The sequence below is a fragment of the Streptococcus sp. ELY_137 genome (assembly GCF_058314515.1).
The window spans coordinates 110231-123657 of record NZ_JBZFUL010000006.1; the positions used below are offsets into that span (position 1 = coordinate 110231).

Here is a 13427-nt window from a genome sequence, read left to right on the forward strand (position 1 = left end):
TTGAATTACTACTATAAAGTCTATAGAAAATATTTTCCTTCAACTAGGTCTTTGATACTAAAAAGCGATACTATCTATGTTAACAGCGAGTATTATAAGACATGGGTGGCTTCTCTGTTAGTGTTATAAACAAGCATTAAAAATCTTATCCAATCTATATCATAAACAGTGGCTAGCTCTTTATAAATGTCAAAAAGAACACTAATCACGCAGGATAAACAATGGTCAATTTCTTGAAAAAGCACTGTGTTTTTGCTAGGATAACACTACAACTTACAACTATTAAGGAGATAAATTGATGTCGGATTATAAATTACCAGAAATCTGGGAAAATCCAGCTGCTATTGGTGGCCAATGGGGAGCCATCAACCAGCCAACAGCTGGTGCCCGCTTTGAACAGAAACTCCCTCGCGGAGAAAACCCTTTCCAACTCTACTCCCTAGGCACTCCTAATGGGATCAAGGCAACGATTATGCTAGAAGAACTCAAAGAATTGGGGATTAGTCAGGCTGGTTATGACCTTTACAAAATTACAATCGGTGAAGGAGATCAGTTTGGATCGGACTTTGTTGCCATCAATCCTAATTCAAAAATCCCAGCTCTTTTAGATCTCTCAGGTCAACGCCCTGTACGCGTTTTTGAATCCGCCAATATTCTGCTCTACCTCGCAGAAAAGTTTGATCAACTGATCCCCAAAGACCCAGCCGAGCGGAACGAGGTTCTCAATTGGCTCTTCTGGCAGACAGGCGCAGCACCCTTCCTCGGTGGCGGTTTTGGACACTTCTTCCACTACGCGCCTGAAAAGATAGAGTATGCGATCAACCGCTTCGCCATGGAAGCCAAGCGCCAGCTAGATCTTCTCGATAAGGAATTAGCCAAGAAACCTTATATTGCGGGCGACACCTATACCATCGCCGATATTGCTATTTGGTCTTGGTATGGCCGACTTGCTCAGGACAAAATCTGGGACCGTGCAGGAATCTTCCTCAATGTTAAAGAATACAAAAATCTGCAGGCTTGGACTGCTAAGATTGCTGAACGTCCAGCTGTTAAACGCGGTCTGGAAGCAGAGTATAAAGAGATAAAATAATATTAATATTTCAAAGGGAGCTGGGCATTAATTAACCCAGCTCCTAATCTTTTGTACAATATGGTGGCTTCGTCACCACAAAATAATATAAGCAACGGGGCTATGTATAAAAATTTAAACCTATCACAATTCCTATTTATACCAAAAATTAAAGTTTTTGAGTATTAGTGAGAGTTAGTCACTTAAAGTTATTTCAAGCCCTGCCAGACAGCAAATATCCAGCAGTATAGGCTATCATGACCAGTTCTTTTGCAATACGGAAAAAACTACTTTATTTTACTCTCCTCATATTATCCCTTCTGACTTTACAAGGCAAAAACAATCTGATATTATTTCTATTATAGAACTAAATATCGGCAATAATCGATTTAATTTGCTTATATTTATTCTTTTATAGAAGTATTAAAAGGAGGAAAAATGAACCAATCTGAATTAGTTAAGGTATTTGAAAGCCTAGATAGAATATATATGAAATTAGAGAAAAGGCGAAAAGAATCACTCACAGAAGCAGCCTACAACCGTTTAACAGTAACTGAGATCCATACACTATATGCTATCGGGAAAGACGACCTCAAAACTATGAAAGATATTTCCGAACGCCTAGGAATTGCTCCAAATACAGCTACAGTAGCTGTGGATAGACTTGTAGCAAAAAAATTAGTGACCAAACAGACCAGCCCTGAAGACCGAAGAGTTCAGCTGGTACAAGTGACCCAAGATGCTATAACGATCATGGATAGCATTGACAGTGAGTTATTTAAAGATATCGGGCAACTGCTTTCCCCACTTACCGATATAGAGGCTTTGCTTTTTAAAAGCCTCTTGGAAAAAATTGACGATCACCTATAAACGTTTGTGTTAACCATAGCTAAAATAATCGAAAGGAATAACAAAGATGATTCGGAAACCCAACGATAATGAGATGGCAGCTTGTTTAGAACTGCTATACATGTCTGCACCTAAGATGTTCCACTACCTTTTTGCACGAAAAGAAGACAATTTTTATAAAACGACACGACAGTTTTATGCAAAACCTGATAATATGTTCAGCAAAGATTATATGCTTGTCAAAAGCGAAAACAACAAGGTTTGCGGCCTACTTCTTTCCTATCCTGTTAAAGACGAAAAACAACTGGTAAAAAACACCGTTACGGATCTGGGCGTTTGGCTAAGCTCTGTTGGGCTGATAGATATGCTCAAAATAGTGCATTCTTCAAGATTAGAGAAATATTTACAGGTATTTAAAGACGATGAATACTATATCTCAAATCTTGCTGTATTTGAAACATTCAGAGGTAGAGGTTTGGGACTAGAGCTGCTGAGAGAGGCAGAGAGACTGGCTGTTAGCCAAGGTTACAGCAAACTATCTTTAGCAGTTGAGTTTTACAATAAAAAAGCCAAAAGCATTTATGAACACTTTGGCTTCAAGCAAGTTGCTAAAGTTGAATTTCCTAAAAACTACCACAAATACGACATTGACGGTTTTTATAAAATGGTAAAACCATTAGAAAATCCTACAAAGGGAGAATGAGGTGTAATTGAGCTACTGTTCATCCTTGAGGCGACTGGAAAGTTTTTGAGGCTAAGTCAACCACGAAACCGTAGAGTTACTGGCCTGCTATCAGCTAAGGAGAACTGGTATAAAACATACTGCTTATAGAGCAAATGACGATGAACTTGCGCCACACTCCAAAAGTTAAGGCTCCTTGTCAACGTATAACGAAAGGCTATATTCTAGATAGAACCGGATTGGCTCTATCTTTTTTGATGGTCAGCGTCATGAAGAGACGCTTCTTGAAATTGGGGAACTTCTATAACCAACACCCTGACGCTTGATAGTTTTGAGATTTATAAGGGCAGACTAATGACAAAAACGGTTTTATAGGGCGCTCGAGGCGGTTGTTCCAACCTGATATTGCCACCATGTTCGTCAATAATGCGCTGAACGATAGCCAGACCCAAACCTGATCCTGCCTTGGACGGTCGCGCCTTATCACCTGTCACGAAAGCTTGAAAGAGCTGGTCTGCTTGCTCAGGATTAATACCGACCCCATCATCTGCCACCAAAATCTGGAGTTTTTGCCCTTTTGCTTCCAATCCGATAAAGAGGGTGCTGGCCTTAGCGCTGTGCCTGAAAAAATTAGCCAAAAGATTATCCAAAACTCGCTCAAACTGCTCACTATCAATATGACAGAAGATTCCTTCCTCACGTGGTAGGCTTAACTTAAGACGGTAACCCTTGAGTTCAAACTCCTGACGGTGCTGCTCTAGGTAGTTTTGGAGAAAAAGACAAATGTCCAATTGCTCCAATTGCAGGGTAAAATCTGGGTGATCAATCTTGCTGTAATTATGAAAGGAGTCAATCAAATGGGTCAATTTCCGAGATTTTTGACTGATTGCCTCTAGGTACCTGTCCTGTTGCTCAGGCTTGATTAAACCATCTCTCAAAGCTTCAGAATAGCCCTTGATGACCGTGATAGGTGTTTTGAGATCGTGAGAAATATTAGCCAGCATCTCCTGCTTTTCAGCCTGAATCCTCTGGCTTTTCTCCTCACTGCGCCGCAAGCTATCGGACACCTGATTGAAATCTTCTATAATCTCAACAAACTCTGATGGTCCTTGATAATCCAGCACCTGAGACTGACTCCTATCCGTCAAGTTATTGATGGCCTGGCGCAATCGACCGAGCGGCAGCCTGACCTTGCGGTTGAGCCAGATGGCAAATAGCAAAGCGATGAGGACGTAAAAAGCCGAAAAGGCTAAACTATTTAGCAGAGGACCATTAGCGACAAGGAAGGAAGGTACCGAAGACTCCTCTGAATAGTATAAAACTAGTGTTAAGTTTTCCTGTTTATCCGTTGTAAATGGGTATTTTACAACCCTCGACTTCTGACGGAGGAGAGGGCCTAGATGTTGGAGGGAAGCCCCATTCGGCAAAAAAGAGGAGGATATCACCTTAAAGTCTTGATCGAGTAGAGTCTGGTGAACTATCTCATCATTTTTTTCGTTCTTATCATCCAGATGAACCACGACAGAATCAAAGAAAAATTTTATAACCTTCAGCCGGCTATATTTAAGTAAATAACGTTTCTGCCCTCCATGATCAGTAAAGGGAGTCATTGACCAATTCACAACGAAATTATCGTCAAGCCTTTCGATTATTCCTAATTCTGCTTTATTCAGTTCAGTCAAATCTGCCTTAGGACTAGCATAAATCAGTTGTCCAGACTGATCCAAGACTGCAAAACGAGCATCTTTGGGGGCTATTTTTTTGAGAGGAAACTGATGGTATTGACCAGTCTTTAAATAGTGGTCATTTTTTTGAAAATCCTCTTGGGTAGGATAGCGAACCACTCGAGTATATCTTAGGATAAATGTCCCCACACTTCCAACAAAAAGCAAAATGACGATAAGCGTTAAGGGGAGTAAGAAATAACTCCATAATAAGGAGCGGATTAAACTTTTTGACCTAGTCCTGCTTTTCAAATTTATAGCCTACCCCTCTTACCGTTTTGATGTAGGCAGGATTTTTAGGATCTGCCTCAATTTTTTCCCGCAGATTGGAGATATGAACCATCATGGTCTGTTCATCTGTGGTTAAATAGTCGTCGCCTGTCTGATTATAGAGTTGCCGTCTAGTGAAGATCTGTCCCGGTGCAGCCATCAGCATGTGAAGCACCCTAAACTCTGTCACGGTCAAGTGAACAGGCTGGTCCTCCTTAAAAACAAGCATTTTTTCTGGATCTAGAAAGAGGTTACCGACCCTTAGCTGCCCATCACGCGCACCGCTGATACCCTTGCTGCCCAAGTCATAATAACGCCTCAGATTGGACTTGACACGAGCAACAATTTCAAGTGGCTCAAAGGGCTTGGCCACATAGTCGTCAGCTCCGATATCCAGACCTAGGATTTTGTCGCGATTTTCGTTTTTAGCTGACAGGATAATGACCGGAATATTACTGATCTGTCGGATACGCTTGAGCACCTCATAGCCAGTTAGTTTGGGCATCATGATATCTAAAATAGCCAAATCTACCGATTCTCTTGAAAAAAGTGTCCAAGCTTCCTCTCCATCCACAGCTTCTATGACCTGATAATGATTGCTTTCCAAATAAAGCCGAATGATTTCAGAGATTTCCCTATCGTCTTCAGCCAGTAAAATCGTATAACCCATAGGTCCCTCCTATTGCCATTATAGCATGAAACTCGCTTTTGAAACCGATAAACAAGCCCTCCTTTTCACGATAGATAACCAGACAGTTTGCAAAATCTAGCGGAACTCCTTCATTTACTAACACAGGCTCCTTTAAACTTCCATTCTATAAGTAATCAGCCTGCCTGTCCTTCCAGTGAAAATAAAGTTTGACTAGATCCAAACGGAGGCTAGAAACGATCGTCAGTATGACGGGGACTAGGCTGGGGGATTGTTTCCAGAAGAGCAGGGAAACTGACAGGAGTAAGCCTGCCAGACAGGTATCAATTGAGCTGGACATCAAATCATTACATTGTCTCGCCACAGGTCTTTTCCTTCTTATCCGTCCGATACCAGAGCCAAACTCCACAACCAGCTACCAAGAGTAGACCAGCCATGTAATACCAGTTACTGGCTTGTGAGTAATCCGAAGTCAACCCCTCAAATGCCAAGAAATGTAAGTTAGATACTGTATGGAAAAGGCAACAGGCTATAATGGAGTGGGTGGCTTTGTAGAGCCCTGCATAAGCAAAAGCAATGAGTATGCATCCTAGGAGTTGTATGATAAAGTTGGACAAGCTTCCCCCTCTGTCTATGACCCAGAGTGGCAGATGCCAGATCCCCCAGATAATACCAAGGATCACGGTTGCCAGCGGAAAAGAAAACTTTTTCTCCAGAACTGGCTGTAAAAAACCTCGCCAACCTGGTTCTTCATTGCCTCCGCCGACAAGAGTAAGCAGGACGGCCATTAAAGGCAAGGAAGGTAAAGCTTCCATAGCTAATCTTCCAGAAACCGCCAGACTGCTCACTACTGTTAAAAGTCCAGAAAATAACAGAAGATAGAGCCAAGTCCCCTTTTTACCGGAAAAGAGCCATTTAGGGATTGTTTTCAGAGAGATTTTGAGAACTATAGTTGCTCCTATGGCAGGACCAAACGGCCACAGCAGGCCTCCTACCAGTCGCCCTATCTGGGCAAACGGTGAGTTATCAAGTAGAAAGATTAACCCCCACCAGCCCCAAGTCCAGCCAAAGGTCCAGACCAGATAAGGCCAGATGAGTTTTGGTTGTGGTTCGATCATTTTGTTATCTTTAGTCATTAGCATTTTTTCCTTCTGCCTATCTTTCCAATGAAAATAGACCTTAGTCGCTCCTGATATGAGCAAACTGGAGAGAGTCATCAGTATGACGGGGACTAGGATTGTTTCCAAGAGAGGAGCACACCTACCGGACAGGTACTTATAAGACTGAGCGTCAGGTCAGTGTTTTGTCTCATCATAGTTCCTCTCCTTACGGTCAGTTTGATACCAGAGATAGATACTATAGGTCGCCATAATTGTCATTCCAAACAGTCTCATAATGATGTTTTCCCTTTCAAAGTTGAAGAGCACACCAACTCCGCCATTCATAAACCCATGCAGTAGCATACAGTAAAGAACAGATTTGGTTTTCTTATAAAGGCCTGCAAACCAGAATGAGTAGAGAACCGTATAAAGCACAAAAATTGGGAAAAATGTTAGATCCATGAGCATCAGTGGCAGATGCCAGCAAGCCCAAATCAAACCTGTCAAAATAGTTGCTACAGGAAAGGCAAAGCGCGCTTCCAAAGCCGGTTGCAAAATACCGCGCCAACCAACTTCTTCACCAATTCCAGCTGTCAAGAAGCTAGTCATTAAAAAACTAGTAAGCAAAGACAGTGGGGTAAGCCCTTCAGACATCCGCCCTGATGTAGCCATAGCACTTACTAACGTGAGAAGGCCCATCATGATAAGCAAATAAAGCCAGCCTCCCCTTTTTCCCGGTGAAAAGATCCAGTAGAACTTCTCTTTAAAATTTCCTTTGACGACTATTAAAGTCGCAATAACTGGTCCCCATTGGCCAATAGTATACAGAAGTAGCCAAGCTAAATCGGTAGCGTTAATAATGTTATTGGCAAGCATAAAAGTTTGTAGCCCCCATGCCAGCCATGTTATACCAAAGGTCCAAGCCAGATAAGGCCAGATGAGTTTTGCTTCTTTAGACACTAGAAATTTCCTCCATCCAAATTTTTCTACTTCTTATTTTATCTCCCTATTCTTCAGTCAGTCTTCAGATTTTCTAAAGATTTCTTTATAATCTGAAGAAAACAAATCTATACGTGCTATAATAAGGGTAATCTTATTTAAAAAGGGGTTCTTATGTCTATATACGCACAAATTCTTGCAAAGATTAAAGACTATAATACGATTATTATCCACCGCCACCAGCGGCCTGATCCGGATGCCCTAGGCAGTCAGTTGGGACTAAAAGAATTAATCAAGCATAATTTTCCACAAAAAAGAGTGCTGGCAGCTGGAACCAATGAACCCAGCCTGTCATGGATGGCTTCAATGGACCAAGTGGATAATACCGCTTATCAGGAAGCACTCGTAATTGTTACCGACACAGCTAACCGACCACGAATTGATGACGAACTCTACGGCAGTGGAGATTTTCTCATCAAGATTGATCATCATCCCAATGAAGATGTTTATGGAGATATTGTATACGTAGATACACAGGCCTCTAGCGCCAGTGAGATTATTACAGATTTTGCCCTGAGCGCCGGCCTTGACTTCTCCGATGAAGCTGCCCGTCTCCTTTATGTTGGTATAGTCGGTGATACTGGCCGCTTTCTCTACAGCGCAACAACACCAAAGACACTACGCTTGGCAGCAAAGCTGAGAGAGTATGATTTTGATTTCGCTGGCCTCTCCCGGCAAATGGATAGCTTCTCCTTTAAAATTGCTAAATTGCAAGGCTATATCTTTGAGCATTTGCAAGTGGATGACAATGGCGCTGCACAAGTGACCCTAACTCGTGACATACTCGATAGCTTTCAGGTAACAGAGGCTGAAAGTTCTGCTATTGTTGGTAGTCCTGGAAAAATTGATAGCGTACAGTCTTGGGCTATTTTTGTAGAACAACCTGAGGGACATTATCGTGTCCGCCTGCGCAGCAAAACAGCTGTTATCAACGAAATTGCCAAGCGACATGATGGCGGCGGCCACCCACTTGCTAGCGGAGCTAATTCTTACAGCTTGGAAGAAAACGAGCAAATCTATCAGGAAATTAGAGAGGTTCTTGCACATGCTGCTCACTAACCGTCGCGTTAAACTGATGGGAACCAGCATCGATATCAGCATTTATCACGATAATCCTCAGCCTATTTTGGATGAGGTTGAAGAGCTGCTCCACCTCTATGACCATCGTTTTTCAGCTAATGACGAAGGCTCCGAACTCATGGCTATCAATCGTGCAGCTGGCATTTGTGCTGTTCAGGTGCACCCTGAGCTCTACGAACTCATCTCTCTTGGTCAAAAGCATAGCTGTGCACCTGACAGCTACCTCAATATAGCTATTGGTCCTCTTGTTCAGACTTGGCGCATTGGCTTCGCAGATGCTAGGCGTCCCAGCCAGACGGAAATTGATGCTGCTCTAGCCCTCATCAATCCGGAAGATATTATACTAGATAAGGCCAAAGAGACGGTCTATCTGGCTAAAAAGGGCATGAAAATAGATTTAGGAGCCCTAGCTAAAGGCTATATTGCCGATCGTATCGTCGACTTTATTCGCCAGTGCAATGTCCCAGCTGGGCTTATTAATTTGGGAGGCAATGTCTTAACTTTCGGTCCTGCCTTTCACAATCCCGACCAGCTGTGGCATATCGGTATCCAAAACCCGAAACAGCCTCGGGGACACCATGTAGCTGTTCTAGGAGTTCGTGATCAATCCATCGTCACCTCAGGTATTTATGAGCGGACTCTTACAGCTGCAGGTAAGACTTATCATCATATTTTTGACAGCCAAACAGGTTACCCTCTTGATAGTCAAATAGCTAGCTTAACGATTGTTTCTCCAAAATCAGTCGATGGAGAAATCTGGACTAGCCGCCTTTTTGGCCAGAATCCATCAGACATTCTGACAGGGATTGCCCGAGAACAGGACTTAGGCGCTCTGATTATTACTACCGATAATAATCTGATTGCTAGTCCTGAGATCAGTAAAATAAAACTATCTTAAAAATGCTTACATAATAAGTGTTTTTTTGCTACAATAAAAATATCATAGTACTAGGGGGCCTTATTTATATGAAACTAATTGGAATTGTTGGAACAAATTCAAAACAATCGACTAATCGCCAACTTTTACAATATATCCAAAGACACTTTGCTGATAAGGCTGATATTGAATTAGTTGAAATCAAGGAATTACCTGTCTTCAATAAACCTGCTAATCGCCAACTACCAGACCTTGTTACAGAATTAGCTGATAAAATCGAAGCTGCTGATGGTGTGATTATTGGCACACCGGAGTATGATCACTCTATCCCTGCCGCTCTAATGAACGCCTTAGCATGGCTATCTTACGGTATTTATCCTATGCTTAACAAACCGGTTATGATCACCGGCGCTTCATTTGGTACCTTAGGATCCTCGCGCGCCCAGCTGCAGCTCCGCCAGATTCTCAATGCACCTGAATTAAAAGCCTCAGTGCTACCTGATGAATTTCTCCTGTCCCATTCTCTGCAAGCTTTCGATTCTGAAGGAAATTTGAATGATATTGAAACCAGCCAAAAGTTAGATGCTATTTTTGATGATTTTCGACTTTTTGTCACTATGGTTGAAAAGATGTCAAATGCTAAAGAACTGCTGAAAAAGGAAGCTGAAAATTTCGACTGGGAACAACTGTAAGGAGGAAGTATGACTATGAAATTTGTTGGAATCGTTGGGTCAAATGCTGAGCAATCATATAACCGCATGCTGTTAGAATATATTCGTCGTCATTTTAAATTTAAATTTGAGATGGAAGTCTTAGAAATTAAGGATGTTCCTATGTTCAATCAAGATGACGATCAGTCAGACTCCTTTGCTATTCAGTATCTCTACAATAAAATTATACGGGCTGACGGCGTTATCATTGCAACACCTGAACACAATCACACGACTACTCCTGCCCTCAAAAGCACATTGGAATGGCTGTCTTTCAACCTGCATCCATTTGAAAGCAAACCAGTTATGATTGTTGGTGCTTCCTATCACGATCAAGGAACCTCACGCGCCCAAGTGCACCTGCGGAAAATTTTAGAAGCCCCAGGTGTCAATGCTTACACCTTACCCGGCAACGAATTCTTGCTTGGCAAAGCCAAGGAAGCCTTTGACGATGACGGAAATATTATCAATGAAGGAACGGTTAATTTTCTAGAGACCTGTCTCGATAATTTTATCAAGTATGTGGAGGTTGTTTCCAAATTGAAAAAACCAAGACCCATTGAGCCTGAAGATTTGGACGTTACTGGCAATATCGCAACAACTGTCCAAGGTGTCGATCCAGATGATCCAGAGTGGCTAGACAAGGCTGCTAAGCTCACCAATGCTGTTGATGGGGATACTTATGTTAAACTTGATAAGGGGCTCCTGACAGTCAATCAGCTCAATATGTTTCTGAATTCCATGCCATTCGAACTAACTTATGCTGATGATAATAATCAATTTCTTTATTATAACAATGCTCATCAAGACCCTGAAACCATGCTGGCTAAACGGGTGCCTGAACAAGTCGGAAACCGTATGTCCACGGTTCATGATTCCCTGCCGCCAGCTCGTATGAAAAATGTTGAGTGGGTTATTGGTACCCTGCGCAACGGTAATCAGGAATATGTTCGTACTATCGTCCCTGGTTCACCTGCTGGTGTTGTCAATACCCATAATTACCAAGCCATGTATTACCCAGATGGTTCCTATGCCGGTATCAACGAAATTGTTTTTAACTTTCAGCCTTGGCTTGATTGGTATCTCGAAACTACTGGACAGCGCTTGGTTGGGGGAAGCGGAGGAGCTATGCCTGCTAGTGCCCATGGCGGAACTGATGCCACGTCTGGTGCTTCATCTTCTGGTGGTCATGATGATACTACCGATGCTACTTCAGGGGCTTCATCCCATTAAAATCTATAAGAATTATGGTAAAAGTCTTGCCAAACGCTTGGAACTTTGTTAAACTAGAATAGTTATTAAACTATGGCTTATGAAAGCTATGGCAGAAAGGAAATTTTAAAGAATGAAAAAAGATATCCATCCAGAATACCGTCCAGTCGTATTCCTCGATACAACTACCGGTTACAAGTTCCTCAGCGGTTCTACCAAACCATCGAACGAAACTGTAGAGTTTGAAGGTGAAACATACCCTTTGGTACGTGTTGAAATCTCTTCTGACTCACATCCATTCTACACTGGACGTCAAAAGTTCACTCAAGCAGATGGACGTGTCGATCGTTTCAACAAGAAATACGGCCTCAAATAAGATTGAAAACAGCTCCAATGAGCTGTTTTTCTCTGTCTAGAAAAAAACTGAGCTGAAAATATTTCCAGCTCAGTTTTTTATGTATAGCTTAGGTGTGAACAACAAGATCTTGTGCAATTTCATGTCCTGTCATGTCTTTAGGATAGTAGGTTGGCCAATTATCCATTTCTTTAAGAATGGCTTCTTGGCTACTAGCTCCCCAAAATAGATGGAAATGACTGCTCTTAATCTTTGATATATTATGATCGCTAAACTGAATGTATTTAAATTCTCCAGCTTTACTATCGGTTGCTTCAAAGAGATAGCGGACACCACGGTTCCCCTTTTCATAGGTCAATATTTTATAGCCTGCATACTTATAGGTATACGTATACTTTTTGCCATTTTTCGTAAAGCTTACCTGATTTTTATCCCCTTTTATAAGGATCGCTGTAACATCTGTCTTATATCCCTTGCTATAATAATCCTTATATTCCTTAGCGGTCATATCCTTATTAAGCTTAGCCTTGTAGTCCCAGACTTGATCCAAGGTTCCATCTGTGAGATAAGGATAGACAGACTGCCAGTTGCCCGACCAGTCGGACAATTTACGATTGGTCACATCAGCATCCTTAAAATAGCCTTTTTGTACAGTTTTTTCAGGTTCCTTAGCCGGCACCTCCTGTCCCTGACTATCTGTTGTTTTACGGAGATTAGTAAGGTTCCTGCGCATGATTGAAATATAATTTTCGCCCTTATCTAGTTCTTTTTGCGTCAGACTTTCAACAGGGTTTAAAACAAGGGTCTGAACACCAGCTTCTTTGGCCAAAGTGTCAGAAACAGCTGATGATGCATTTTCTTCAAAATAGACATACTTGATACCGTAATCTTTTACTTGCTGACTCAGTTCAGCTAAATGCTGGGCTGAAGGATCGCTTTCAGCTGAGAATCCATTGATATGGATCTGGTTAAGCCCATAATCTAAGGCTAGATAATTAAAAGCGGCATGCTGGGTAACAAAACTAGTTTGTCGAGCTGAAGAGAGCGCATTACTATACTCTTTATCCAGTTTTTCTAACTTCTTAATATAAGTGGCAGCATTTTTTTTAAAGGTATTAGCCTTATTTGGAAATTTTTTAGATAAACTGTCGCGGATATTCTCTACTAGTTTAATACTACGGTGAGGAGATAACCAGACATGAGGGTCATACTCATGATGATGACCCGCCTCAGATCCTTCATGATCATGCTCGCCTTCGTCTCCAGCTAGTAAAAGCATATCGCCTGTTGCCTTAATAAAGGTTGTCTTATCCTTGCCAATTGACTTTTTAATTTTAGGAACCCAGGTTTCCATATTTTCGTTGTCATAAACCAGAGCATCTGCTTCCTGCATGGCGGCCACATCCTTGGTTGAGGGCTCAAAATCATGTGGCTCCGTTCCAGCCTTTATCAAGAGCTTGACTTCACCTTGATCTCCCACTACTTCCTTGGTAAATTCATACATAGGATAAAAGGTGGCTACAACTTTGATCTTCCCATTGGTTCGTTCTTGGGACTTATTGAACCAAATCCCTCCAATGATGGCACAAATAAGCACAAACAAACTTCCAAAAATGATGGTTTGCTTTTTTTTCATTTTGGTTTCCTTTCCTTAACCAGTTAATTAAATTGTTTACTGGTTAAGTATATCATATTTTCCTGTAAGTGCAAGGCATTTTATTAAAAACCCAATTTGTAAAATTAAGCTAGACAGAAAAAAGCCATTTATGTTAGGCTCAGATAAACACCACATTTGTCTGAGAGGAACTACCATAAATGACCTACACCCATCTTACCACAAACGAACTCGTA

Annotated in this window: 13 protein-coding genes; 8 read left to right on the forward strand and 5 right to left on the reverse strand. The window is 41.7% G+C overall.

All coding sequences use genetic code 11. The features are described from left to right. The first annotated feature begins 298 nt into the window (after window positions 1-298). From yghU to AC4HAO_RS06325, 3 genes are all read left to right on the forward strand, one after another. On the forward strand, window positions 299-1090 hold the full coding sequence (gene yghU / locus AC4HAO_RS06315; protein WP_491134914.1) for a glutathione-dependent disulfide-bond oxidoreductase: 792 nt from the start codon (window positions 299-301) through the stop codon (window positions 1088-1090). A 417-nt stretch (window positions 1091-1507) separates the two neighbouring features. Further along, entirely contained in the window at window positions 1508-1939 is a 432-nt protein-coding gene (locus tag AC4HAO_RS06320) for a MarR family winged helix-turn-helix transcriptional regulator (protein WP_491093458.1), read from the forward strand. Between the two features lie 46 nt (window positions 1940-1985). Then, the gene (locus AC4HAO_RS06325) at window positions 1986-2621 is read left to right on the forward strand and encodes a GNAT family N-acetyltransferase (protein ID WP_491134915.1); all 636 of its coding nucleotides are present in this window, start codon (window positions 1986-1988) and stop codon (window positions 2619-2621) included. Window positions 2622-2938: 317 nt separating this feature from the next. Here the strand turns inward: AC4HAO_RS06325 and AC4HAO_RS06330 are convergent, their stop codons facing one another. From AC4HAO_RS06330 to AC4HAO_RS06345, 4 genes are all read right to left on the reverse strand, one after another. Next, window positions 2939-4474 carry a HAMP domain-containing sensor histidine kinase gene (locus tag AC4HAO_RS06330; protein WP_491134916.1) on the reverse strand — a complete coding sequence of 512 codons (1536 nt, stop codon included), beginning with the start codon at window positions 4472-4474 and terminating at the stop codon, window positions 2939-2941. 85 nt (window positions 4475-4559) lie between these two features. After that, window positions 4560-5264, reverse strand: coding sequence for a response regulator transcription factor (locus AC4HAO_RS06335; protein WP_491134917.1), 705 nt, complete (start codon window positions 5262-5264; stop codon window positions 4560-4562). Between the two features lie 326 nt (window positions 5265-5590). Next, entirely contained in the window at window positions 5591-6379 is a 789-nt protein-coding gene (locus AC4HAO_RS06340; RefSeq protein ID WP_491134918.1) for a CPBP family intramembrane glutamic endopeptidase, read from the reverse strand. A gap of 159 nt (window positions 6380-6538) precedes the next feature. Further along, window positions 6539-7303 (reverse strand): CPBP family intramembrane glutamic endopeptidase, encoded by a 765-nt coding sequence (locus AC4HAO_RS06345; protein ID WP_491134919.1) that lies wholly within the window; start codon window positions 7301-7303, stop codon window positions 6539-6541. Between the two features lie 153 nt (window positions 7304-7456). Here AC4HAO_RS06345 and AC4HAO_RS06350 point away from each other — a divergent pair, with 153 nt between their 5' ends. From AC4HAO_RS06350 to AC4HAO_RS06370, 5 genes are all read left to right on the forward strand, one after another. Continuing rightward, window positions 7457-8401: a DHH family phosphoesterase gene (locus tag AC4HAO_RS06350; protein ID WP_491134920.1), complete on the forward strand. Its 945-nt coding sequence runs from the start codon at window positions 7457-7459 to the stop codon at window positions 8399-8401. Next, window positions 8388-9320 (forward strand): FAD:protein FMN transferase, encoded by a 933-nt coding sequence (locus AC4HAO_RS06355; RefSeq protein ID WP_491093451.1) that lies wholly within the window; start codon window positions 8388-8390, stop codon window positions 9318-9320. The genes AC4HAO_RS06350 and AC4HAO_RS06355 overlap by 14 nt, the downstream gene beginning before the upstream one ends. Window positions 9321-9388: 68 nt before the next feature. Then, window positions 9389-9991, forward strand: a complete 603-nt coding sequence (locus AC4HAO_RS06360; protein WP_447452032.1) for an NADPH-dependent FMN reductase — start codon at window positions 9389-9391, stop codon at window positions 9989-9991. 9 nt (window positions 9992-10000) lie between these two features. Continuing rightward, window positions 10001-11242: an NAD(P)H-dependent oxidoreductase gene (locus AC4HAO_RS06365; protein ID WP_491134921.1), complete on the forward strand. Its 1242-nt coding sequence runs from the start codon at window positions 10001-10003 to the stop codon at window positions 11240-11242. A 112-nt stretch (window positions 11243-11354) separates the two neighbouring features. After that, window positions 11355-11597, forward strand: a complete 243-nt coding sequence (locus tag AC4HAO_RS06370) for a type B 50S ribosomal protein L31 (protein WP_447452031.1) — start codon at window positions 11355-11357, stop codon at window positions 11595-11597. Between the two features lie 88 nt (window positions 11598-11685). Here AC4HAO_RS06370 and AC4HAO_RS06375 read toward each other — a convergent pair whose 3' ends face one another. Then, a complete protein-coding gene (locus tag AC4HAO_RS06375; RefSeq protein WP_491093259.1) occupies window positions 11686-13212 on the reverse strand; it encodes a zinc ABC transporter substrate-binding protein AdcA in 1527 nt (508 codons plus the stop codon). Window positions 13213-13427: the final 215 nt, after the last annotated feature.